Origin of the sequence: Bdellovibrio bacteriovorus (genome assembly GCF_025558485.1) — a bacterium.
GTDB lineage: Bacteria > Bdellovibrionota > Bdellovibrionia > Bdellovibrionales > Bdellovibrionaceae > Bdellovibrio > Bdellovibrio bacteriovorus_G.
Genome location: NZ_CP102930.1, coordinates 1,464,603 through 1,488,350, shown reverse-complemented (window position 1 = coordinate 1,488,350; position 23,748 = coordinate 1,464,603). Strand labels below are relative to the sequence as shown.

Below are 23,748 nucleotides of genomic sequence, written 5' to 3'. Positions count from 1 at the left end.
CACACTAAAAGTCACCATGTCACAGTCCCAAAATCCCGGCCTTCCTGCGGACATGCATAGGTCTGGCTGAGATCTGCCATAGCACTATCAAAGTTTTAGACAGGTCCCGGAAACTTTTTCAGCCCTTCGGATAGCCGGGGGGAACAGTATTTTTCCATGTTATAGTGCCGCTTTCGACCTAAATCATTCGAGGAGAATATCTTGAAAAAGCTAATGATGCTTCCAGTTCTATTCTTGGGGTTTAACTCTTTTGCTTTGGCCGACTCTCAAGTCGAAGCCATCACAGCCAAGCTAAAAAGCCTGCATGGCCGCGTGGGAACTGTTGTCAGTTCTTATGAATCCGGTATTGAAGGCCGTTCTTGCCGCCTTGCTACCGAAGACTATGACTTTGAAATGGCTGGCAGACAGTTTAGCGGGACAAAAGTAACCCTGGAAGACACAGGCATGTACTTCACACCAGGTGTGGAAATTGACAACGACACCAAGTCCTATGGCGCAAACACCCTTCTGGTATCCACAAGCTCCAAACGTGCCGGTGGCGATGCCTGCGGTGACTGGGGTGGTGCTGTTGGTTATAAAGAAACTATTTCTGTCGAAGGCAACACTGTGACCATCAGACAAAAATTCAGATGTCTGTGGGACGCTTTTGAAAAGTTCGATCTTGCGACTGTCTGCAAATTCTAAGTGATTACAAAAAAGCCGGTGCAAACACCGGCTTTTTTATTTCTTTGTCTTGTTTAACATTCCCATCAAAAAAACATTTTCACGTTTCTTGGCATCTTTCCGGACTTTGGATGCTTTCTTGCGAATCTCATCTTCAGGTGTTTTGGCCGGTTTCGGCATCCCTGCGAACTTCACCGGAGTTCCCAATAAAGGATTACGCTTGGTGATTTCCCGCACAAACTGCCGGACTTCGTCTTCAAAATTTTCAGACTCGGCCGGGATATACAGCCAGTCCTTGTTGGCCGGATGATTTTCCAGAAAAGAAAACTTTAAAAAAAAGGCATTCTGCTTACGGTACTCAACTGGCAGGATGCAGCCATTCCAAATCTGAAAGGGATACGTAACCCCTTTGTGCTCATAAGTGCTTTCAGGATTCTCAACCAGAATCATGATCAGCTTCATGTCCAGATAGTAGGCCATCCCGCCATGCTTAGGCGCTGACTCCGTCCCTGCTGGCAGCAGTTCTTCTATCCACAGAAATTCATTAAGCCCGTTTTTCATGCCTCCATGCTATCATGTTAATCCTGAGTCTGGAAGTTAGGGGTCACAAATTCAGCACCATCTGAAGTCTTCAATTTAAAGCTGACTGAACTTCCTGACTCAATTGTGCTGACAGCCTCCAAGCCTCCGGCGGAAAGCAACTGCTGTTCAACCATCTTGTCAGAAAGAATGCTGTACAGCAGCCCCTGCGCCCGCACCGGGATATGACTGTGGTTTCTCCACTTCCCACCCTTGGGACAATCTGTTGGCGGCGGGGCACCCCCACCAGAACCGCAGATACAAGGATTGCAGGCCGCCGCCGCCAAAGACCCTGTGAACAAAGTCGCCATTATCGCCAAAATCACTTTAGACATAAATAACCTCCTTCTTGATATCTATAGAGGTATTTTAATTTGACCTTTTTTATAACTAATTCTAGTAAAAGGTCAGATTTTGACCTCTTTTGGAGCAAGCTTAGGACCGTCCATGAAAATTGAAGAAGCAAAAATCAAAACCAGCCTGAAAAATCTGATGAAAGAACAGGGCCTTCAATACGATGATCTGGCAAAAAAACTGCGCGTTTCCACTGCGACAGTCAAACGACGTCTGAACAAAGGCGAACTGAGTATTTCCGATTTAAGCGATATCGCCAGTTGTCTGGGCACTTCATTTTATGACCTTGTGGAGCTAAGTAAGAACAACACCCAGAAAGCCTATCTTTTTACTGAAGAACAGGAAAAACTTTTTGCCGGGGATTTAAACTATCTGCTGCTGTTTCGTTCCATCGTCATGGGACTGAACTTTACCCAGTTGAAAGAATATCTGGGTTTAAAGGAATCCGAGTTGCGTAAAAAACTGCGACACCTTGAAGAGGTCGAGCTTATTCAGCTAATGCCACGAGATCGCATTTATCAGCTGGCGCGATTCCCTTTTAAGTGGCGCGAAGACGGTCTTTTACAAAAAGCCTATCACCAAAAAAATCTGCAATCCATCTTCCGCACTATTTCCACACGATATAAGTCCTCGACTTATGATGAAGACACCGGGACTCTCTGCAAACCGTTTGAACTTCTGCTGACACCAGAGCAAAGAAAAATATTTTCTCGTGAACTGACAGAAGTTCTGACCAAATATCAAAACCTGTCCCGTCTGGAGCTCAATACAAAAAACCTGAAAGGCGTTACCGTGTCGGGCATCATCCACGCTGATAATTTTTCCATCTGGGATGCAAACTGATGACGAATAAAACCGTACTGATCCTTGTGGCGATGAAAGAAGAACTTCAGGATATCCAGACCGAGGCCTCCCCGGCTTTGTATCTGAAGCCCTTTAGTGTTCCGGTCTGGGAGCTTGCAAAAACACCGGTTCGCATTTTAGCGGCGCAAGTCGGTATTGGTCCGATCAATGCCAGCTCTGTCCTGACAACCCTGCTGAGCGAATGTAAAATAGATGCCGTGCTGCTACTGGGACTGGGTGGCGCGATTGATGACAGACTTAAGATCGGTGATACGTGCATCAGCACTCACGTCATTCAGCACGATGCCGTTTGTTCAAAAAGTAATGGGATTGAATACATGGCGTGCGGCGAAGCTCACTTGTCTTTGCAGCCCCATCAACGTCCAAACATCCGCCTGGAATCCAGCCCCGAGTTTTCACAAGAGCTGGCCCGCTATCTAAGACAACATGGCCATCGCGTTCATGAAGGAACCATTCTTTCCGGTTCTGAATTTGTGGGAAGTCATTCCAAAAAGCTTCATTTGAAACAAGTGTTTAATGATGCCTTGATGGTCGATATGGAAGCCTGTGCCATTGCCTACCTGTGCAACAAAGCACAGATTCCTTTCACCATTGCAAAGACGGTCGCAGACACACTAAGTCCCTCACCATCCGAAGAGTATCTGGATTTCCTAAAATCCAGCAGCAAAAAGGCCCTGGACATCATACATTTCTGGCAAGAGAAAATCTGATTCCTTAAAATACAACTACTCTAACTCTTCGTAAAACGAAACCAGTTTCAAGTTGGTATTGCCAACCTGCCAAAAAATCGCGTGCAGACTGCCCATTGAGAGCAATCAATGAGCGAACAAGATTCAAATCGGCTTTTGTTTCTTTTAAATGACAGCACCACCCAAAAGCCACTGCTTCTTTGCAAAGGTAGGACTTCCTCTCTATACTTGCACGAAAGGATTTTTCTAATGAGCTCTGCACTCAACACTACCGAGCAGTTTGTTTCTCTTCAGAGTGCCACGATCTATGTCAAAACATGGACCCCGCGCAATATTCTGAAAGAAATACCCATCATACTTCTGCATGATTCCTTGGGTTGCACTGATACATGGAGGGATTTCCCCAGCCTTTTAGCAGAAAAGACAGGATGTGTGGTGGTTTCCTATGACCGCTGGGGGTTTGGAAGGTCATCAGCCCGCAACGAGCTGCCATCTATCCATTTTATCTCTGAAGAAGGCAAAATCCATCTGCCCGCCATCCTGGATGCCCTGAACATAGAAAAGTTCCTGCTTTTCGGCCACAGTGTCGGGGGTGCCATGTCCGTGGTGACAGCAGGCGCCCTGCCTCGCCGTTGTCACGGAATTATCACTGAATCCGCACAAGCTTTTGTGGAAGATCGCACCCGTGAAGGTATCAGCAAAGCTGAAGTTGATTTCAAAGATCCCAAGATGATGGCTCGTCTTGAAAAGTATCATGGTGATAAAGCTCGTTGGGTATTGGATGCGTGGATCAAAGTGTGGCTGTCACCGAATTTTTCCGTTTGGAGCCTGAAAGATCAACTGCCACTGGTTCAATGTCCCTTAATGGCCATTCACGGCGACAAGGACGAGTATGGTTCCTTCCAATTCCCCGAAATGATTCATCGCCTGACAAAGGGTCCGTCAGAAATGCATATTCTGCCCGATTGCGGGCATGTCCCCCACCGGGAAAAAACGGAAGAGATCTTGAAACTTTGTTCACGATTCTATGGAGACCTCTAACATGACCACTTCACAAGACCTGCTACCCACTGTATTTCTTCCGGGCTTTCTTTGTGACGAACGCGTGTGGGCTGACACCATTTCCCAGCTTACGGCCCCGGGGCCTTTCGTGTCTTTGCACTTCAAAGACTGCAAAGATCTGCAGGACATGCTAAATCTGCTAATCCAACTTCCCTATCCACGCTTTAATCTGATCGGTTTTTCCATGGGCGGTTACGTGGCGGAACTTTTTGCCACCCAATACCCCGAAAGGCTGCAACATCTGGCGCTGATCGCCGTAAATGTCGGCCCTTTAAGCGAGCGCGAAAGGCAATGGCGCCTGAATATGAAAGAGATGCTGGGGAAATTCCAGTATCGCGGCATGAATGAAAAAGAACTGTCCCGCTTTCTGCATCCGAATTCTTTAAGCAAGGCCCATGTCACCAATACCATCATCGACATGAGCGCAGGATACACTTCAGAAATGTATCTGAACCAGATGATGGCCACCTTGGACCGGAAAGATCTGGGGGCCGAGCTGGCTCAGCTTTCCTGTCCGATTCTGCTGGTGGCTGGCAGGGACGACCGGGTCGTTCCACTGAAGCAAATCGAATCCCTGCATCAGCAGGTACCACAGGCCAAACTGCATATTATTGATGAATGCGGGCATTACGTTCCGTTGGAAAAACCCGCCGAACTTGCACAAATTTTAAACCGGGCACTGCTTGCTTATTCCTGATTTCCGGTGTTATCTAGGGCCACGGGCGAGGTAAATCATCAGACAAAAGCGTCGATTTAACAAAGTGAACATCGAGATCAGCAATATCTGCAATTTGCAGTGCAGTTTCTGTCCTCCGGTAGAGCGCGAAAAGAAAATGATGAGCCCCGAGGTCTTCCGGTCCGTGATCGAACAGGTCGCCCCCCTGACAGATCAGGTGACCTTGCATCTCATGGGCGATCCGCTGGTTCACCCCCGACTGGCCGAGTTTATCAATATCTGCAAAGAACATCAGGTCCCGGTTTTCTTCGTAACCAACGGTGTCCTGATGAACGAGATGAAGGAAGACCTGCTTCTTGATTCGACAATTCGTCAGATCAATTTTTCCCTGCACAGCTTTCACGATAATTACGGCGAGAAAGACCCGACCGTTTATCTGAATAAAATTTTCCGTTTCACCGAACGGGCCTTTTCTGAGCGTCCGGACCTGTATATCAACTACCGTCTGTGGAATTTGGATGAACCCTTGGGCGTGGGCCTGCAAAACCGTTCCATGCTGGATCGTATTTGCGCGCATTTTGATTTTGCCTTTAATGAAAACATTGATGTTCGCAGGCAAAAAAGTGTGAGAATTAAAAACCGCCTGCACCTGCATTTTGATACCGAATTCACATGGCCTGCACTGGATCTGCCTTTGCTGGGAGAACGCGGGACATGCTATGGGCTGAGCAGTCATTTTGGTGTTCTGGCCGATGGCACGGTTGTACCGTGCTGTCTGGACAAGGAGGGCAAGATTCCTCTGGGCCGGATTCAGGAGGACTCCATCGAATCCATCTTGAACAATGAACGTTCACAGAAAATTCTGAACGGTTTTAAAAACAACCTTCTGACCGAAAGCCTTTGCCAGCGTTGCAATTATATCACGCGCTTCAAGTAATGATTGCGCTCCCAAACAGTTGGCCAAAAGAAAAACCGGTCTTTTTTAATAATATTACCCGGGTGATATTGACTTTCTATTTTATCCGGGTAATATTCTTTTAAAGAAGGAAGGCCCCGTTATGAAGTTTACAGGCTACCAAAAGTTCGTCATCGCCCTGCTGGCGTTCTTACAATTTACCATCATTCTGGATTTTATGATTCTGTCCCCGCTGGGGGCTTTATTGATGCCCGCTTTGAAAATCACCGCCTCCCAGTTCGGCACGGTGGTTTCCGCTTACGCCATCAGTGCCGCTGTATCCAGTATGCTGACCGCCGGTTTTGCTGACCGTTTTGACCGGAAAAAATTATTGCTGTTTTTCTATGGCGGATTCGTTCTGGGCACTTTGTTCTGTGCGCTGGCACCGAATTTTGGCCTGCTACTGACGGCCCGAATTGTGACTGGCATCTTTGGGGGCGTGATCGGCTCTATTTCATTTGCAATCATGACCGATATTTTCCCGCTGGAGCAACGTGGACGGGTTATGGGCTTTATGCAGACGGCCTTCGCCGCAAGTCAGGTTCTGGGACTTCCCATTGGGCTGTATCTTTCCACGCTGTGGGGATGGCATGCTCCGTTTTTAATGATTGTCGCCGTCAGTGCCATTGCCGGAATCTTCATCTGGCGCTATCTGCAACCACTGACCGGACATCTGGCTTTGCAAACAGATAAAAAAGCTTACCTGCATTTGTGGCATACACTGACCGACCGTCAGTATATTCTGCCGTTCGTGGCCACCGCATTGTTGTCCATTGGTGGCTTCATGATCATGCCTTTTGCCAGCGCCTTTACCGTGAACAACCTCGGTATTGCGATGGAAAAGCTGCCGGTTATTTACATGATCACCGGTCTTGCCTCTATCATGATCGGCCCCTTGATCGGAAAAGCCAGTGACACCTACGGAGGCATGAAAGTCTTTTTCTTCGGCACTCTGGTCAGCTCCGTGATGGTGATGGTTTACACTCATCTGGGGCTCACCCCGCTATGGATGGTGATTGTCGTGAACGTGGCAATGTTCGTGGGAATTTTCTCACGCATGATTCCTTCACAGACTTTGATGTCGGCGATTCCGTCCCCGGCCAATCGCGGGTCCTTCATGTCGGTCAGTTCATCCCTGCAACAATTGGCTGGCGGCTTGGGGGCCATTATTGCCGGAGCCATCGTGGTTCAGGAAAGCTCAGGCCTGATCCGTCACTTTGAAGTGATTGGCTACATCATGGTGGGCCTGGGCCTGCTGATTTTAGGAATGATGTTCTATATCAATCGTGCGGTTGAAAACCTGAAAGCCGCCAGAAAGGAGTCCGTATGATTCCCCAAACAAATCGTCCATGCACGGCCTTTGCCAATGAGAAAATCATCGCAACAGGCGACATTCAGGAAGTGGCTTTGAAAGTTAAAAACTTTCTGAATGATCACAAAGCCAATATTCTGATCTTTGATGACGCCACCAGTGCGCAGATCGAGCTGGATCTGCGTGGCACTATGGATGCCGTCACCCGCAGACTGGAAAAAGTGTTGGAGCCCGAAGAAAAAAAATCCGGCCCGGGCCGCCCCAAACTGGGAGTGGTTTCCAAAGAGGTCACCCTGCTACCACAACATTGGGAATGGCTGGCTTTGCAACCCGGCGGCGCATCCGTCACATTGCGCAAGCTGATCGAAGAGGCCAAGAAGAAAAATGCCCATAAGGATCAACTTCGTCAGGCTCAGGAAGCCACTTACAAGTTCATGCACGCCATGGCCGGGGACCTTCCGGACTATGAAGAGGCTTTGCGCGCCCTGTATGCCGGGGATGAAAAGAAGTTTGAAAAGATGATTGCAGCATGGCCGGGTGACATTAAAAAACACACGGCAAAGCTTGCTCAAAGTGCATTTTAAATCTGTGAAAGGTGCGCTGCGCACAGCGCTCAGCGCACCTAGTTGTTGTTGACTACCCCCGGTAGAGAAATAACAATTCAGTGTGTTTAAAAAACTCTTCTTTCTTTTTCTTCTGTGTCAGTTAACCCCGGTGTCCTTCAGTCAGGCCGCCCCTTTGGGAACAATTCCCACTGTGGAAGATCGCAATCTTAGATTTATTTTTGATTTCAGATCCGATCTTTGGTCATCTCCCTACAGTTACAAATCATCTCCGATTCGCCTGCTTCAGGGCGAGGTGCGCATTCCCTTATACCGGGACAACGGCTGGAGTGTTTCACTGGATGCATCTGATGAAAGTCTTTCTCTGGGCCGGGCGGAATATCAACTGGGGAAAGAATCTGTTTTCCTGAACAATGCGCTACTAACCCAAAGCATCGGATTGGGGGCCAAAAAAGATTTTGCAAACGGCAGCTCCATAAGCTTCTTTGGTTCTTACACCACGGCCAGCGAGGCACCTTTCGAGGCGGATCGTGACACCTGGGTGGATGGCACTGTTATTTATCAATCCCATCTTATCGAAAATCACCGCTGGCTGATCGCTGTGGATCGTTCGCAAAATCGCGGCATCGAAAATGGCCGGATCTTTCCTTATGTCGGTGTGATCTATGAACCGGAAACCGACTTCCGCGCGGTCTTCGGATTCCCGTTCCTGCAACTACGCTGGGGTCAGCCGGAAACCCGTAAAGTTTTATTCCACCTGACACCTTTCGGAAGCCGCGTGGAACTGGAAAAAAATCTGCCCGATGATTTTGTCGGTAAGATCGTTCTGGGTATGACTTTACACTCTTATCTGCACAGTGCCCGTGTGGATGACAATGATCGCCTGTACTTTCAGGAGGTTTCCATCTCCGGACAAATACGTAAAAACGTGACCACCACCACGGGGGTGGTTTTCGGTCTGGGATATGCCTTTGAACGACATCTTTATGAAACTGAAGTGGTTTATTCCCCGAATTCCAAAATGACCCGAATTGACAATGACTTCTTTGGCCGCCTGGGGATGGAGTTCCGTCTATGAAAAAGATCTTGCTGGCCCTTGCGGGCTTTCAACTCTTAAGCTCCTGCGCGCCGTTTGTGGACTCCCCGTTTTCTGATCAGTTGTTGCGCCCTGAACGTGGCCTGAATGCACTAGCCACTTCACGTATTGCAAATGTCGGTGCAGATAGTGTTCTGCGTATCGCGGTTTTTTCTGATTCCCACCAAAACTACAAGGAACTGGACAAAGCCACCTACGCGATCAATCAGACCAAGGACATTGATTTTGTCGCAAATCTGGGCGACTTCACAAATTCCGGTTACAATCTGGAATACGATCAGTTCATTGATGCCGTCGAACACATTAAACCACCCACGATCATGGCCTTGGGAAATCATGACGCCATCGGTGCCGGTCCCCAATTGTTCCGCAAAGCCTTTGGACCAACCAACTTTTATTTTGAATCCGATGGTTACCGGTTTATTTTCTTTAACTCCAATAATCTGGAAACACCGGATGACTTCAAACCCGCCTGGCTGAAAGACGCCGTCACCAGCTCCACCCTGCCAGTGCTGATTTTCTCTCATGTGCAGTTGCGCGATCCGGATCGTTTTTTCGATACAGATGCAGCCCTGTTGAATGATGTCATCACCAACAGCAAGGTGAAGGTTATTTTTAACGGACACAATCACGTTTATAATCTGATCATGGATAATGGAACCGTGATGATGCAATGTGGGCGCGTGGAGGCCCCGGGAAATGCCCACTGGTTGTTGGTGGAAATCACCGGCAATAACTTCTGCGTAAAACGCATGGATACGAAGGAGAGCACGTGCGAAACCTTAAAGCCGTAATCTTTCTTATCCTTATCTTTGCAGGCCTGCACACTCAGGCTGCCGACTGGCGCGCGCTGTTTGAACGGGCCGGCTTCATGGGAAAATACGCCATTGGTGCCAGCTATGAATGGTCCCCGGAACATGCTGTCAGTTATTTATTGGGAAATTATCAAATTGAAGGTGAAGACTTCTATCAATCCAATTTGATCTATCGCTATTCTCACTGGCAGGCGGACTTCTTTGGACATCACTGGCGACCGTTGCAGTTCGGGGTGTTTTTAGTCTATGCCATGAACAACCAGAAATACTTCCTGAAATCCCCGGACAAATACCCTTATGCGGATTATTATGACGAAACGGCGCTAAGATACGGTGTGGAGTTCGGATCGACGCTGACCTTTATGCCTTCCCGCGTGGGACTGGGGTACTATATTCGTGTCTTTGATAACGGTGTGATTGCCACATTTAACAACTCAAAGAGAGACTTGCAGTATTATATTTCTTCAGGTCTGTCTTTGCAGTACTTATTCTAAAACGAAAAATTATGCCTTAAAACGATGTGTGATAAGACCGTGTGTTGGATCGTAAGGAGAGACGCCGACAGTGACACGGTCACCGACCACAACCTTAATTTTGAACTTCTTCATTTTTCCACACAGGCGAGCACGAATATCGACTCCATTTTCCAGCGTAATAAAATAAACTCCGCCGCCTGAAAGATCCGAAACTTTTCCATCAATCATAACCAGATCATCTTTAGCCATGCTTTTGCCTCCTTAAAAAGCCAGGGGTCATTCGCAGAAGACAAAAGGGTATCTAATGAAGTGTGTGAACGACGAACTGAAAATAGTAGAACACAGGGAAACAGATATAGATATGCCTAAAGGACATATTTGAACTTAATATTAAACACGGTGCTCAACTCGAACACCGCAGCTCTAGCAAAGATTATGATCTGACTCTCAGGACCAATGACACATTAGAAACGAGAGGAGCACACAGTTTTCGCACGCACGGAGTTCATGTCCGAAGCGCAAAAAATCCCGCGTCCTGTCAAGGAATCGACGTTCAAACGGAAAGCCTCTGCACCCAATTGCATCTCTGACAAGGCATTCAATCCCGAAATTCTTTGAGCTGATTTCATACCCGGCATTGGCGCCACACGCGCATGAGTGTTCGTCAAAGGAATGACTTCCACAGCGTCAATTTTTACTTTACCCGTGTAAGGGTCGCGTTCCAAATATAAACGAGAGAACATGCCCCAGTCCGTGTTGATATCCAATTTTTTGGTGATATCCGCAGATCCCAGCATCAGGTAATTTCCCAAACTGTAGAAAATCATCCCGTCACCTTTTTTCTGAATCGGACGAATGACATGGGGATGATGACCAATAATCAGATTCACCCCGCCGTGCTTCAAGGCATACTCAAAACGTGTGCGCTGACCGGGGTCCAATTCTGTTTTTCCTTCCGTGCCGAAGTGAATGGACAATATCTTAAAGTCAGCCTTGCTTTTGGCAAAGTTCTGCACCAGTTGCTGATAGTCACGATCATCACGGATGAACAACATCCCCGGACGATCGTTGCGAGCCTGGAATTGCGGGTCCCCGATAGAGGCTGTGGCAAAGGCGAAACGAATTCCGTTCAGCTCAAATTCCAAAGGCTTGATCAGATCCTGACGATACCCCACCCCATGATACGCAATGCGGGGATTCTGCCTGCGCAGCTCTGACATTTCCAGGGCGGTTTGATGAATCCCGGGATGACCATAGTCGTAAGTGTGATTGTTTGCGAGATTGAAAAGATTAAATCCCAGGTCGATCAGATTCTGAACAGCATTCGGGTGGCTTTTAAAAGCAAACTTTTTATCTTCATCAGAAAGATCGTTGGTGGACGACACCACCGTTTCAATGTTGGCAAAGTTCAGATCACCGTTAATCAGTGACTTCAGATTCTGGGTAAAGGATTTCCACGAGATTCGGTCTGCCCCGTATTGCACTCCATCGGCATAGACGGCATTGCGGTTTTTGTTGAAATTAACGTCGCCACCCATCGTCAGAACCACATCGGCCGATGCCATCTGATGAAAGCTTAACAGCATAAAAGTAAGGAGGTGAAAATATCTCTTGCCCATCCCACTTTAGGATTCAAGGGTTATGCCCCCTGAATCGCATTATAGAAGCTCTGAAGGGGCCTTTATAGCCTTACAAATGGACAATGCCCCAATTTGTCAGTCATAACTTCATTGGCGTCCCCATTCCTTGACAAGATATTCCGGAACCCTCTAAAAGCAGGTCATAAATAGATCCAAAAGTAAGGGAGTCTTCATGAATTTGCCTGGTGTTTTTTCCGCTGTTTTTGTTGCCATGACCCTGGCGCTGCCTGCGTCAGCGGGAGAAAAACTGGATCTGGCTGCGGTGACAAAAACATACTTTCCGGCATTTTCCGGCAAGCTGACTCTGACGTCTCAGGACGGTTATTGCAAACTCACCATCACAGAAGAAAACAATGTCCTAAACTATGATGTTTCCATGGGTCGCAGACCTTCTGATAAATTCATCAGTCCTCTTCTGTTTCAGGAAGACACCGAAATGATCGAACAAGTGGGTCGCAATCCGGAACAGGGTTATTATGCCTATACCAAATTCTATCAGGGCCACGACAACACCACTTTGATCAAAGGCATTTTCTTCTACGAGCCAAGTTATGATCCGGCAGACAGTGTTCAGAATGTCGTTACCGAACAAAAGGTCTTCCTGCAAAAAACCAAAGATGCCACGATTCTGCAATTCACCGTTCGCGGCGGGGAAAAACCAAAGTATTACAACTGCAAATTTTAAATTCAAAAGAGCAGACCCTTAAAGTCTGCTCTTTTTTTGCTTATTTTCCAGACAGGCAGGCCGCAATGGCTTTTTTGAATTCCTTGGCACCGGTCACGGATGTTCCAGAGTTTGTGTAGCGAGCCCCTGCTTTTACCATGTACTCAGCTCTACAGCCGCCGTGTGTGTTAATACCGACCACCTCGTTGGTCTTTTCATTGATCACCGGGGCACCCCAACTGCCGTAAGAGGTGTCCGCATCGTGTTCGATGATTTCCGGAATCAGGAAGATCCCGGCCTTAACCAATTTCCCGTAAGACACCTGCTGGGCAAAATGCATGGTTTCAGGATACTTACTGGCTGGAATTGTGCCCTGACGAATGTCATAAAGATCGTTCAAGGCATAAGCATACTGAACAACGCGGATCGGATCGCCATTCTGAGATTTCTTTTCCGCCAGACGATAGAAGCCCTGAACATCACCTGCATTCTTCTGTGTCACTTTGTTGGGATACAAATGCAACACAGCCCACTGACTGCCGATGCCACCACGCTTGAAAACTGTTTTACTTTTATCAACGTAATAAACATCTTCAGAAGCAGATGCCTGGGAAATCCCCGCCACAGATGCCGGAACATTAAATTCCACCAAATCACGATCCTGCGCACATTCACCAATCGTGATCACACAGCTGGGTCCGATCAGCGTGGCACCACAGCCTGACTGCGCGCCTTCTTTAACCAGTCGGCCCACCTTCGCATCAAACGACGGGACACGATCATCCGTCTTACCGCAGATTTCCGCCTGCGCAACACCCGCGGCCAGTAACAATCCCAGAACCACATTAAGAACTTTCATTATCAAAACCTCCGCAAAAAATTTTGCAAAGATTATTTTGCGCAGAAATTTTGTCTAGAAGAAAACAGGGAGTGCAACAATAAGACGCGGCTTTGATCGAAGGGAATTTTCGAACAAAGCTGTTTCCTTGAAAAAAGAAAACAGCTTTGTAATGAAGGCTCTGTTAAGGATGCAATTGGGAATCGCGGTCCTGTTCTCTTTCCCGGGCGGCCCGGTAAGTTCTTTGCTCCCAGTTTTTGTTTGTGGCGGCATCAAGATTACGACGGACTTTTTTCAAGGACACCCCCATACCGATAAAACTTAATCCCGCCAGAATCAAATCGACGCCCACAAAAGTTCCGATAGTCCAGAAGGCCGACACCGGAAAAGTCAGCAGTACGATACCACCGAGCACAAATGACATCACACCACTGGCAGCAAGCCAACCCCAGCCCAGGGAACGTTCGCTTAAAGCTCCGATCATTTTGGTCAGACCGGAGGCCAGCAAAAGAAAGCTGATCAATAAAGTCAGCCCCAAAGTATTTTCAATCGGGTTTCGTGCAATAAGAAACGAACACGCCAAAGCCAGAATCCCCAGCCCCAAATGAGGCCAAAGCTCCCCTTCCTTGCGCCCTTGAATGCCATAGACAATTTCAAAAATGCCTGCGACACACAAGACAGCACCCAAGAAGACCACGGACGCCAAAGTGGTCGCCCCGGCAAAAGTCACAGCCACAACCCCCAGCAGAAGCAGGATGCTTCCCAGAAAGATCATGCGATTTGACGGTTTCATGAGGACCTCCCGTTGTTGTAGATGGTCCTACTATATCAATCCCCGTCACAGGGGTATGTGAGTATCTTAACACCAGACCTGCTGGCTGTCGGCTATTTCCAGTTGGAAGGATATTTATAGCCCGGGAAACGTTTTTTCGCATAAGTCTGGAATTCTGCCGAGGCCAGAACTTCTTGGACTGCTTTGACAAAAGCAGAGTTCACATCCGCCGTGCGTGCCACCGCCCAGTTGACATAGCTGTCACTTTTTTCAACTGCCAACGCTGTCGTCAGCGACAAACCGGAACTGACCACGTAGTTTCCATTGATAATTGCAAAGTCCACATCCTGACGGGCCCGCGGCAGTTGTGCAGCCTCCAGCTGAATGATTTTGATATTCTTAAGATTCTTTTTGATGTCCTGCGGAGCCACCTTGAACGCATCCATTTTTTCCGGCAGTTCCACCCAGCCCAGGTCACGCAAGATCACCAACGCACGCGCCAGATTCGTTGGATCATTTGGCACTGCCACCGTGCTGCCGCTTTTCACACCATTCAGGTTTGCGATTTTGCCAGCGTATATCCCCAAGGGGGCTGTGGGAACCTGAGCCACCACTTGCAACGCCAGTCCTTTTTCTTTCGCAAATTGGTCCAAGTACGGTTTGTGCTGGAAGATATTCAGGTCCAATGCCCCATCCGCCAATGCAATATTGGGCTGAACGTAATCCGTAAATTCCACCACTTTGATTTTGTAGTTCTTTTTTTCCAACGCCGGTTTTAAATGCTCTCGCACCAGATCAGCGAAATCACCCACGGTCGCACCAATAACTTTTTCAACGGGTTTGGTTTGCCCCTGACCGGACACGGACCATGTCAGAATCATCGCCAATAAAATAATTTTTTTCATTTTCGCTTTCCTATCTTTTATCCATTTTTCGGGAAAAGTAATTTCCGGTGCTTTGAATTAGCTGCACAAACAAGATCAAGCCCACCACCGTTGCCACCATGATCTCGGTTTGAAAACGATAGTAACCATAACGAACCGCCAGGTCCCCCAACCCGCCACCGCCAATAACCCCGGCCGCGGCAGAATAAGACAGATAGCTAATACACAGTGACGTAAACCCCAGAATCAATGAGGGACGCGCTTCCACTAACAGGACACTGAAAACGATCTTGCGCAAAGAAGCCCCCATCGACTGCGCGGCTTCCACTGTTCCTTTGGAAACATCCATCAGGGACAGTTCCACCAGACGCGAGAAATACGCAATCCCGGCAATGGACAAAGGCACCGATGCCGCCACCGGACCGATGGTGGTGCCGGCAATCAAACGCGCCAAGGGGCCAGCCGCAATCATCAAAATCACAAAGGGGAAAGAACGCACCACATTGACCAGACCGCCCACGATAAAACGCAGCTTGGGGCTTTTTAGCAGTCGTTCTTCGCTCCATAGATAAAGGAAAACACCAATGGCTCCGCCAAAAACCGTCGAGGCGCTTAGTCCCACGGCCAGCATGATCAAAGTTTCCTGCAATGCCTTCCACAGTTCGGGCCAAAAGGAAATAAAGCTTTCAATCATAGATCCTCCACGAAGATTTTTCCGTAGGCGCTTTGTGGGTGAATCTGTCCGTTCACGACATCCAGAGTTTCTTCGGTCCTGCCGCCACGGAAAAGGGTCACACGATGGCATAACTTACGAATCACTTTCATTTCGTGGGAGGCAATCACAATCGTCAATCCCAGCTTCTGATTCAGTTCGGCCAGACAGTTCAGAATTTCCCCTTTGGTCAACGGGTCCAGAGCACTGGTTGGTTCATCCGCCAGAAGAACCTGCGGATGGTTGGCGATACTGCGGGCAATGGCCACGCGTTGCTTCTGCCCGCCGGACAGCTTGGCTGGATAGGCCTGGGCTTTGTCAGTCAGGTGCACCAATTCCAGACACTCGATGACTCGTTTGTAGATGTCCTCTTTCTTCCACCCGGCAATTTCCAGGGGTAATGCAATATTTTCGCTGACTGTGCGATTTGCCAGCAGATTGAAGTGCTGAAAGATCATGCCAATTTTTTGGCGCAGATGCCGAAGTTCTTCCGGGGATTTCGTTAAAATATTTTCGCCATTGAAAAGGACCTGTCCTGAATCCGGGCGCTCCAGCAAATTGATGGCTCTTAAGGCCGTGGATTTTCCGGCTCCGGAATGCCCGATCAGTCCATAAATCTGCCCACGCTGCACGTGAAAGCTGACGTCTTGCAAAGCCTGAATCACCTGGCCGTGTTCGAGAAATTTTTTTGATATTGATTCAATTCTAACCATAACCCTCAAAGCGATCACGCTGTGAACGACCGGTTCTTAAGAGCAGCTATAGCAGGAAAAAAAGAAAAAGACCTTAACGCTTTAGCTGTTTTTTCCGCCCGCAAGCTGCACTCAAATCGGCGTGAAACATAGTTTCCTAACGCAAAGCTACTGCAAGCCCCCGGAGCTGTCAACCGACCAGACCGGTCTGTCTTAAAATGGAAGGTATTCTTGATTTTTTGATTTTGCGGACAAGTGAAATTCACTCAAAATGATTATGTCCGAAAATGGCCACTTTTTTCCAAAAAAAGAGCTATACTAAGTCCATGAAAAAGAGCGACATCTATTATGAAGCCATGAAAGCCCGGGATCACCGTTTTGACGGCAAGTTCTTTGTCGGCGTCAAAACCACCGGGATCTATTGTCGCCCCATCTGTCCGGCCAAACCGAAGAAAGAAAATGTGGAATTCTTTAATTCCCATCTGGAGGCGGAAAAAGCAGGATACCGACCCTGTCTGCGCTGCCGTCCCGAAAGCGCCCCCCAATCCCCGGCATGGGTTGGAAAATCCGCAGTGGTTCAACGGGCCGTGAAGGTTCTGAACTCACAGGAAACTCTGGAGTTTAACGAAGATGATTTCGCGGCCCTGTTTGGTGTTAGCGCACGCCACTTGCGTCGCTTGTTCATTGACGAAATCGGCAAGACGCCAAAACAGCTTTCTTTTGAAAATCGCCTGAATCTGGCCCGTAAGCTGATCGTGGAAACATCACTTCCGGTCACCGAGGTGGCCTTTGCCGCAGGCTTTGATTCCATCCGGCGCTTTAATGATTCCTTTAAGGACCGATTCAAAAAAGCCCCGCGGGACCTGCGCCGCCAGAAGAGTGAAGTGAGTGACGGACTTTGCGTGACACTGGCTTACCGCCCGCCTTTTGATTTTGCCGGACTTTTGAACTCTTACAAAAATCATCGCGTCGGTTCACTGGAATGGTTCTTAGAAGATAAAATGATCCGCGTGATTGCCATCGACGGCAAAGTCGGCACGGTCACCATTTCCGACGATCCTGCACGATCCTCCCTCATGCTGGAAATTGATTTTCCTGACACATCGATGATTCATTCGATCATTTCCCGTGTACGTAATTTATTTGATCTGGATTCAGATCCGGTGATTGTTGCCAATTGCCTGGAATCAGACAAAGAACTGAAAAAGATGCTGCAAATCTATCCTGGCATTCGTCTGCCCTCGGGCTGGGACCCCTTTGAAGTCGCGATCTCGGCTATTCTGGGGCAACTGGTCAGTGTGGAACGAGGACGGGCCCTGGTCGCAGATCTGATCGAGCTGGCAGGAAAAGACAGCGGCTTTATTTTAAATAACACGCGGATCAAACTGTTTCCCACCGCCCAGGATATTTTGGCTTGTGATCTGCAATCCCTAAAAACCACCACGATCCGCAAGCAGACATTACGGGAATTTTCAAAAGCACTGGCTGAAAAGAAAATTTCCCTGCAACCCACACAGGATGTGGATCAGTTCCTGAAAGACATCCAGAACATTCGTGGTATCGGACCGTGGACGGCTCATTATATGGCGTTAAAAGTTTTGCGCCACACAGACACCTTCCCGGCCACCGATTTGATTCTGGCCCGGGCCCTGGAAAAACATCACAAGCTGAAACTGAAAGAACTCAGCCCGTGGCGGGGCTATGTCGCGGCGTTATTCTGGCGTAACTACGCCCACACCCTGACCAAGAAAAAATCTGTTAAAAAGAAAGGCCGATCCCATGACAAAAGCACAACTTAAAATCAAAACACACTTGGGGGATTTATATCTGGTGGCATCCCCTTCCGGCCTGCAAAGCATCTTCTGGACTAAGTCCAAGATTCCGATGCTGGAAAACCCACAAAGCCCGGAAGGAAAAATTCTACGTCAAACCGAATCTCAGCTGCAGGAATATCTGCAAGGCCAGCGCAGAAAGTTTGACCTTCCTTTGGATCTGAAAGGCACTGAGTTTCAAAAGAAGGTCTGGAAAGAGCTGCTAAAAATTCCCTATGGCAAAACCACGTCCTACAAACAACTGGCCACTGTCTTGGGAAGTCCCCAGGCCAGCCGTGCCGTGGGCACCGCCAACGGAAAAAATCCCGTCTGCATCGTCGTCCCCTGCCACCGGGTTATCAATACCGATGGCGGACTGGGCGGGTATTCAGGAGGCCTTAAAATCAAAAGTCAGCTTCTACAGCTGGAGCAAGGACGCACTTAAAACAGTGCTGCCCAGTCGTTTAGGAAAGATTCCAGATGAGCCTTCCTTTTCAGCGCTTCCATAAATGGAAAGTCCACCAGATCCTCCAACGGGGTTGAAACTCCGGCCAGACGCAGGTGAAAACTCGTCGTTTGATAGCGGAAGCGTTCGCTTAAATTAAATACAACTTTGGCCAGCGCTCTTAAGGACTTGATCTGCCGGGAATCAAGATTTTTCAAACCGGACAGGCTTAGCATCTGACTCATATCATGGTCTTCAAACTGTTCACGCAAAAAATTTGCATGCAAATAGGCCAGCACCAGAAACTTGCTGACCGGTCCCACACCCCATTCATCCAGGGCCTTGTGAAGATAAGACCTGCTTTCAAATTCACACACATAAGAATTCATTTCATAGAACATGCGGTGAATGGAGTCTGAGGCCTCAGCCACCCCCAACAGTTCGCAGGCGTTGGCACAGGATTCCTCAAGCAGCATACCCAGTACATAGTCACGCTGGGAATCCAAAGAGGTTCCCGGCCCCGAGGGCGTGCCAAAGTGCTGAACGGCTAAAGCACGAACCACAGCATGACTGGCTTCGTGAAAAACGTAGTTCTTTTTTAAATTGCCTTCAAGATCATCCCAGGTCAGAGCTTCCAACTGGGACTTGGACAGTTTGGTAAAAACACTGACGTTATTCACATACGGCAACGTCCTGTCTTCCAAAAGTTCTTCCAATTGCAAAAGAGGAAAGGCCTCATAGAATTCGTTGCGCTGATTGCTGAAGGTAAAGCCATAACCAAGCGCCGCCTGCCGAATGCTGCGATAAAAGCGATTGTGTTGCACCAAATAGCCATCCCCAAAACTGGTGACAAGCCCCTGGTCTGCGAATTTTTGATGCTGTTCCAGCAGTCGGCTGATTTTCATGACTGAACCTTTCTTGTCTGCTCGTGCCGTGGAAAAACCAAATGCACTTTCGTACCGGACTGAGAACCTTGACTGCGGTGAACGGACTGAATCTCTATCGAACCACCAAAAAGCTTCATATACTCCATTACCAAAGCCGTTCCCATTCCCGATCCCTTTTCATTGGCGGTTCCCGTGCGGGAAAACAGATGTGTCCCTTTGAAAAGATGCGCCAGTTCTTCTTCAAGAATACCAATACCCTGATCCTGAACCGTCAGCACCAGCGAGTCCATTCTTTCCGACATCAGCAAAGAAATACAACAGCCCGATTCACTGAACTTGATGCAATTTGAAAGCAAATTGGAAAGCACCTGGTTAATCAATGCCGCCCGATCGGCACGGACATAAATGCCCGTAGGCACTTCAACATGAATGGAAAGTCCTTTTTCCTGAATCTGCCAGGAATAATGGTTTAAGGCTTCCCAACATGCCGGGCTTAATTCCACGGCCTGCAAATCCAAATGAGCCCGGTTGCTCTGAAAAACCTCTTCCTGTCGAACCGAGCGCAAAATACCATTGAGCTGCTCGATGGATTTTGTAATGCGCCCCAGATGTAGTTGTTCCGCTTCCCCCGGACAGAACTCCTGCAACATTTCAGAGTGATAGATTAAACCCGACACCGTATTGGCCACGTCATGCGAAAGCACACGCACCAAGCGATGATAGCGCTCTTTATCCTCTGCCGCCTGCTGCGCCCGCATTTTTTCTTCGTTTAAAACTTTGATCTTGTAAGCCAGTCCCAAAGACAGAATCAGCATTTCGCCCAAATTTGCCAACAGCAGCGAGTATTGAGTCCAGGCATTGTTACGAACCAATCCGTGAAAAGAGGCCAGCCACACCGAGGTTCCCAGCAACACCACCAGCCAGCTGAAAAGAAAATACCGCGCAAGAAGGTTGCCCTGTCGGTACAGACTGTAAAAGCCGCAGAAAATAAAAAACACAATTGCAGCGGCAATCGAAATATCAATCCAATATCCAAAAAAGAACAGCCCGCGCTGATCCGGAGCAAAGAAGCTGGCCACCATCGTCACTCCAGCCAAACACTGGAACAGACGAACACCCCAGTAGCCCACGGCGAAATCTTTTTTGATGCTTAAAAAGCTGCCGACGAAAAAACTGGCTGCAAACAATGTCAAAGAGGAAAAGAACATCAGATAATTGGAAATCACCACCGGAGCATTCGGCCAAATGTAAGTGTCCACCACCCCGTGCAAGACCAGAGCTGTAACCCCAAAGCTGGCTGCAAACAATGAATAGCTCAGATAGTCCTTCTGATGCGTAACCAAGCCCAGCAACAGGTTGTAAATCACCAGCGAAAAAATCCCGCCCAGATAGAAATAGAAAATCATCTTGGCCTGAGCCTCATCACTGGCGGCTTCTTCCTGGGTTTGCAAAAACACCCGGGTGTTCAAAGCATGATGGACATCCCGCTGTACATAGAAACGGACTTCCTGCTCTGGTTCAAGCTTTAGTAAAAAGGCCCCCAGCCGCGCGGGATACTGACGCTGCTGCAAGGGATAGCCCGGCCCCGAAACCAAGGGTTCTTCCTGTAAACGTCCGCCCTGATAGAGATGCAACCGTCCCACCAGTGGGGAATCAAACAACAGCAGTTTTTCCACCGCGTGCTGTTCGTCGTTGCGCAGATCAATGCGCATCCATTGAGTCAGCGGAGTGTAACCGCGATTGATCTCATTTTGGTCGGAGTGAATATAATGAACCTGTAAAGGATCACGAAGTGAAGCCGGGGCTTCACCCCAGCGAACTTGCGGTGTGATATCCGCAGCTCTGGCTTCAGAGAAGGAAAACAGAAGACAGGCCCAATACAGAAAAGATCCAAAGGCACCCAGTTTTGTCATGGCCTCGATTATCAGGTGGGCTGCAAATGACAGTCAAGACTTCGTCCCGCTGAAGTTTGAGTCCACCTGCCCTGACTAAGAAGACGCATGTCGATAGGTGCGATAGATGGGATACCAGTAGTTCTTATCAATCGCACTGAGCAGTTCTTCGTCCGTGGTTTTCAAGGCCACATCATCGGCCTGCGCCGCCTTACCAACTTTAAAAGCAATCAAGCGAGAGACTTTTTCAATGTCGCGCAAATCCGGCAACAAAGCTCCTGACCCATTCTGCGCCAGCGGAGAACAATCCGCCAAGGCCGCACTGGCCGCCATCAACATGGAATCCGTCACCCGGCGAGCCTCAGAGGCCAAAACCCCCAACCCGATTCCCGGGAAAATGTACGAGTTATTACACTGGGCAATCGGATAAACCTTGTCCCCGTGATGAACCGGCACAAAGGGACTGCCCGTCGCCACCAAGGCCGCCCCATCTGTCCAGCGAATGATATCGGCAGGGACAGCCTCCACTCGCGAAGTGGGATTGGAAAGCGGCATCACTATGGGATGCGTGCAGTGTTCGTGCATGGTACGAATGATTTCTTCAGTGAAAAGTCCCGGTTGAGCAGAAACCCCGATCAACACCGTGGGATGAGCATTGCGAACTGTGTCCAGCAAAGAGATTTCCTCCCCTTGCGTCTGCCAGTGTGCGATGTTCTGATGCTTTTGCACCAGCGCTGTCTGGAAATCCAAAAGGTTGGGCATTCTGTCAGTCAAAAGACCGTAACGATCCACCATGTAAATGCGCGCGCGAGCGTCACCGTCACTGAGCCCTTCCAGCTTCATCTGCGCCACAATCTGTTCAGCAATTCCGCAACCCGCTGATCCTGCGCCCAGGAAAACCACACGCTGGTCCCGCAATTTGCCCCCGGCCGCACGGCTGGCAGCAATCAGACTTCCCAAGGTCACCGAGGCTGTTCCCTGAATGTCATCGTTAAAACAACATATTTCATCGCGATACTTGCGTAAAACAGGCGACGCATTTTTCTGTGCAAAGTCCTCGAACTGCAAAAGCACGTTCGGCCAGCGACGCTTCACCGCCTGTACAAAAGCTTCCACGAAGTCTTCGTATTCCTGCCCTGTGATGCGCGGATGACGCCAGCCCATGTAGAGCGGATCGTTCAACAACTGCTGATTGTTCGTGCCCACATCCAAAACCAGCGGCAGAGTGTATGCCGGACTGATCCCGCCACAGGCCGTGTACAAAGAAAGCTTCCCAATGGGAATTCCCATCCCACCGATCCCCTGATCACCCAGTCCCAGAATGCGCTCCCCGTCCGTGACGACGATCACTTTCACTTTTTGTTTGGTGACGTTTCTAAGCATTTCATCAATGCGGTCTTTGTTGGGATAGGAAATAAACAAACCGCGTGAAGCACGATAGATTTCAGAGAAGTGTTCACACGCCTCACCCACCACCGGCGTGTAGATGATCGGCATCATCTCATTCAGATGATTAACCACCAGATGATAGAACAGAGTTTCGTTAGTGTCCTGCAAGTTGCGCAGATAAACGTGTTTGTCGATGTCGGACTTTAAAAGACGATACTGGGAATACACACGCTCGGCTTGTTCTTCGATGGTTTCGATTGTCTGTGGCACCAGGCCATGCAGATTCAGGTGACTGCGTTCTTCCTCGGAAAAGGCCGTTCCTTTATTCAGAAGAGACATTTCTAACAGCACCGTTCCGGAGTAAGGGATATAGACCGGGCGATTGTATTTATTATCTGTTTCCACAATGCTTTCCTTTTGGGATGATGGCCTGAACCTACTCCTAGCTTTCATCTTAAGCAAGACAGAGCCCGGGGCGTCTTAGTTCTTGCCAAAGCGCAGACACAGGTCTATTGGATTGGGCATGAAAAAGTGTCTTTTTATCCTCATCTCCGCTCTACTTTTCTCTGTTAACAGCTTTGCCGCCGTTCTGCACTTTTACAGCAATCCGAATGTTCCTCAGCCCCTGTTCCATGTGATCCTGGAATACAAAGGGTATGCTTATGAGGCCGACACCCGTGCCGGGGGACGCCGCCTGCCGATCGCACACTTGGGTGGAAACCTGGGTCACATTCAAATTGAAATTTCTGATTCTTTGGTGAACGAACAGGCCCTGATGTCCCAAATGGGGCTGCCTTTTGATTACAAATTTATCTGGAACAACAACAAAACCTACTGTTCAAAACTGGTGGGAATTGCCTTGAACATGGAACCGCAACCCATGACTTTCGCGGGCACTCACTATGTGCAGTATTATCCGGACTGGATCTATCGCAATGATCCCGGTCTGTCGCCAGACCAGGTGTATGAGTTTGGCATGCAGCACGCCCTGCGCGTGACTCGTAAAAACCGCTAAGAA

General features: G+C 48.7%; 27 protein-coding genes. 15 read left to right on the top strand and 12 right to left on the bottom strand.

The features are described from left to right. Positions 1–201: 201 nt before the first annotated feature. Positions 202–684: a hypothetical protein gene (locus EZJ49_RS07465; RefSeq protein ID WP_262555598.1), complete on the top strand. Its 483-nt coding sequence runs from the start codon at positions 202–204 to the stop codon at positions 682–684. 36 nt (positions 685–720) lie between these two features. Here EZJ49_RS07465 and EZJ49_RS07460 read toward each other — a convergent pair whose 3' ends face one another. Together EZJ49_RS07460 and EZJ49_RS07455 are read right to left on the bottom strand one after the other, a co-directional pair. Then, positions 721–1,224, bottom strand: coding sequence for a hypothetical protein (locus EZJ49_RS07460; protein ID WP_262555596.1), 504 nt, complete (start codon positions 1,222–1,224; stop codon positions 721–723). Positions 1,225–1,241: 17 nt separating this feature from the next. After that, positions 1,242–1,577 (bottom strand): hypothetical protein, encoded by a 336-nt coding sequence (locus EZJ49_RS07455; RefSeq protein ID WP_262555594.1) that lies wholly within the window; start codon positions 1,575–1,577, stop codon positions 1,242–1,244. Between the two features lie 112 nt (positions 1,578–1,689). Between EZJ49_RS07455 and EZJ49_RS07450 the strand changes: the two genes are divergently transcribed. From EZJ49_RS07450 to EZJ49_RS07405, 10 genes are all read left to right on the top strand, one after another. After that, positions 1,690–2,439: a helix-turn-helix domain-containing protein gene (locus EZJ49_RS07450; protein WP_262555592.1), complete on the top strand. Its 750-nt coding sequence runs from the start codon at positions 1,690–1,692 to the stop codon at positions 2,437–2,439. Further along, positions 2,439–3,170 (top strand): 5'-methylthioadenosine/S-adenosylhomocysteine nucleosidase, encoded by a 732-nt coding sequence (locus EZJ49_RS07445; RefSeq protein ID WP_262555590.1) that lies wholly within the window; start codon positions 2,439–2,441, stop codon positions 3,168–3,170. The genes EZJ49_RS07450 and EZJ49_RS07445 overlap by 1 nt, the downstream gene beginning before the upstream one ends. A 228-nt stretch (positions 3,171–3,398) precedes the next feature. Next, entirely contained in the window at positions 3,399–4,190 is a 792-nt protein-coding gene (locus EZJ49_RS07440) for an alpha/beta fold hydrolase (protein ID WP_262555588.1), read from the top strand. Position 4,191: 1 nt separating this feature from the next. Further along, positions 4,192–4,908: an alpha/beta fold hydrolase gene (locus EZJ49_RS07435; RefSeq protein ID WP_262555586.1), complete on the top strand. Its 717-nt coding sequence runs from the start codon at positions 4,192–4,194 to the stop codon at positions 4,906–4,908. Positions 4,909–4,972: 64 nt separating this feature from the next. Then, positions 4,973–5,824, top strand: a complete 852-nt coding sequence (locus EZJ49_RS07430) for a radical SAM/SPASM domain-containing protein (protein WP_262555584.1) — start codon at positions 4,973–4,975, stop codon at positions 5,822–5,824. 121 nt (positions 5,825–5,945) lie between these two features. Next, on the top strand, positions 5,946–7,172 hold the full coding sequence (locus EZJ49_RS07425; protein WP_262555582.1) for an MFS transporter: 1,227 nt from the start codon (positions 5,946–5,948) through the stop codon (positions 7,170–7,172). Continuing rightward, positions 7,169–7,738, top strand: coding sequence for a DUF2239 family protein (locus EZJ49_RS07420; protein WP_262555580.1), 570 nt, complete (start codon positions 7,169–7,171; stop codon positions 7,736–7,738). Before EZJ49_RS07425 ends, EZJ49_RS07420 begins: the two co-directional genes overlap by 4 nt. Positions 7,739–7,820: 82 nt before the next feature. Continuing rightward, the gene (locus EZJ49_RS07415; protein WP_262555578.1) at positions 7,821–8,795 is read left to right on the top strand and encodes a hypothetical protein; all 975 of its coding nucleotides are present in this window, start codon (positions 7,821–7,823) and stop codon (positions 8,793–8,795) included. Then, the gene (locus EZJ49_RS07410; protein ID WP_262555576.1) at positions 8,792–9,607 is read left to right on the top strand and encodes a metallophosphoesterase family protein; all 816 of its coding nucleotides are present in this window, start codon (positions 8,792–8,794) and stop codon (positions 9,605–9,607) included. Before EZJ49_RS07415 ends, EZJ49_RS07410 begins: the two co-directional genes overlap by 4 nt. Continuing rightward, a complete protein-coding gene (locus tag EZJ49_RS07405) occupies positions 9,586–10,122 on the top strand; it encodes a hypothetical protein (RefSeq protein ID WP_262555575.1) in 537 nt (178 codons plus the stop codon). The genes EZJ49_RS07410 and EZJ49_RS07405 overlap by 22 nt, the downstream gene beginning before the upstream one ends. 9 nt (positions 10,123–10,131) lie before the next feature. Here the strand turns inward: EZJ49_RS07405 and infA are convergent, their stop codons facing one another. Together infA and EZJ49_RS07395 are read right to left on the bottom strand one after the other, a co-directional pair. Then, the gene (gene infA, locus EZJ49_RS07400; protein ID WP_262555574.1) at positions 10,132–10,353 is read right to left on the bottom strand and encodes a translation initiation factor IF-1; all 222 of its coding nucleotides are present in this window, start codon (positions 10,351–10,353) and stop codon (positions 10,132–10,134) included. A gap of 215 nt (positions 10,354–10,568) precedes the next feature. Further along, on the bottom strand, positions 10,569–11,669 hold the full coding sequence (locus tag EZJ49_RS07395) for a CapA family protein (protein ID WP_262555572.1): 1,101 nt from the start codon (positions 11,667–11,669) through the stop codon (positions 10,569–10,571). A gap of 247 nt (positions 11,670–11,916) precedes the next feature. On the opposite strand from EZJ49_RS07395, the gene EZJ49_RS07390 reads away from it, so the two are divergent. Further along, on the top strand, positions 11,917–12,429 hold the full coding sequence (locus EZJ49_RS07390) for a hypothetical protein (protein WP_262555570.1): 513 nt from the start codon (positions 11,917–11,919) through the stop codon (positions 12,427–12,429). Positions 12,430–12,469: 40 nt separating this feature from the next. Here EZJ49_RS07390 and EZJ49_RS07385 read toward each other — a convergent pair whose 3' ends face one another. The 5 genes from EZJ49_RS07385 to EZJ49_RS07365 form a co-directional block, all read right to left on the bottom strand. Continuing rightward, positions 12,470–13,267, bottom strand: coding sequence for a trypsin-like serine peptidase (locus tag EZJ49_RS07385; RefSeq protein WP_262555567.1), 798 nt, complete (start codon positions 13,265–13,267; stop codon positions 12,470–12,472). 163 nt (positions 13,268–13,430) lie between these two features. Further along, positions 13,431–14,039 carry an HdeD family acid-resistance protein gene (locus EZJ49_RS07380; protein WP_262555565.1) on the bottom strand — a complete coding sequence of 203 codons (609 nt, stop codon included), beginning with the start codon at positions 14,037–14,039 and terminating at the stop codon, positions 13,431–13,433. A gap of 92 nt (positions 14,040–14,131) precedes the next feature. Continuing rightward, positions 14,132–14,923 carry a MetQ/NlpA family ABC transporter substrate-binding protein gene (locus EZJ49_RS07375; RefSeq protein WP_262555564.1) on the bottom strand — a complete coding sequence of 264 codons (792 nt, stop codon included), beginning with the start codon at positions 14,921–14,923 and terminating at the stop codon, positions 14,132–14,134. A 10-nt stretch (positions 14,924–14,933) separates the two neighbouring features. Beyond that, a complete protein-coding gene (locus tag EZJ49_RS07370; RefSeq protein ID WP_262555563.1) occupies positions 14,934–15,596 on the bottom strand; it encodes a methionine ABC transporter permease in 663 nt (220 codons plus the stop codon). Continuing rightward, positions 15,593–16,327, bottom strand: a complete 735-nt coding sequence (locus tag EZJ49_RS07365; protein WP_262555561.1) for a methionine ABC transporter ATP-binding protein — start codon at positions 16,325–16,327, stop codon at positions 15,593–15,595. The genes EZJ49_RS07370 and EZJ49_RS07365 overlap by 4 nt, the downstream gene beginning before the upstream one ends. A 305-nt stretch (positions 16,328–16,632) precedes the next feature. On the opposite strand from EZJ49_RS07365, the gene EZJ49_RS07360 reads away from it, so the two are divergent. After that, entirely contained in the window at positions 16,633–18,105 is a 1,473-nt protein-coding gene (locus EZJ49_RS07360) for a DNA-3-methyladenine glycosylase 2 family protein (RefSeq protein ID WP_262555559.1), read from the top strand. Further along, complete coding sequence (locus EZJ49_RS07355) at positions 18,086–18,562, top strand: methylated-DNA--[protein]-cysteine S-methyltransferase (RefSeq protein WP_262555557.1); 477 nt, start codon at positions 18,086–18,088, stop codon at positions 18,560–18,562. The genes EZJ49_RS07360 and EZJ49_RS07355 overlap by 20 nt, the downstream gene beginning before the upstream one ends. Here the strand turns inward: EZJ49_RS07355 and EZJ49_RS07350 are convergent. The 3 genes from EZJ49_RS07350 to EZJ49_RS07340 form a co-directional block, all read right to left on the bottom strand. Beyond that, on the bottom strand, positions 18,559–19,467 hold the full coding sequence (locus EZJ49_RS07350; RefSeq protein WP_262555555.1) for a hypothetical protein: 909 nt from the start codon (positions 19,465–19,467) through the stop codon (positions 18,559–18,561). The genes EZJ49_RS07355 and EZJ49_RS07350 overlap by 4 nt on opposite strands. Beyond that, positions 19,464–21,362 (bottom strand): sensor histidine kinase, encoded by a 1,899-nt coding sequence (locus EZJ49_RS07345; RefSeq protein WP_262555554.1) that lies wholly within the window; start codon positions 21,360–21,362, stop codon positions 19,464–19,466. Before EZJ49_RS07345 ends, EZJ49_RS07350 begins: the two co-directional genes overlap by 4 nt. Before the next feature lie 75 nt (positions 21,363–21,437). Beyond that, positions 21,438–23,135: an NAD-dependent malic enzyme gene (locus EZJ49_RS07340; protein ID WP_262555553.1), complete on the bottom strand. Its 1,698-nt coding sequence runs from the start codon at positions 23,133–23,135 to the stop codon at positions 21,438–21,440. A 118-nt stretch (positions 23,136–23,253) separates the two neighbouring features. Between EZJ49_RS07340 and EZJ49_RS07335 the strand changes: the two genes are divergently transcribed. Then, positions 23,254–23,745: a hypothetical protein gene (locus tag EZJ49_RS07335; protein ID WP_262555551.1), complete on the top strand. Its 492-nt coding sequence runs from the start codon at positions 23,254–23,256 to the stop codon at positions 23,743–23,745. Positions 23,746–23,748: the final 3 nt, after the last annotated feature.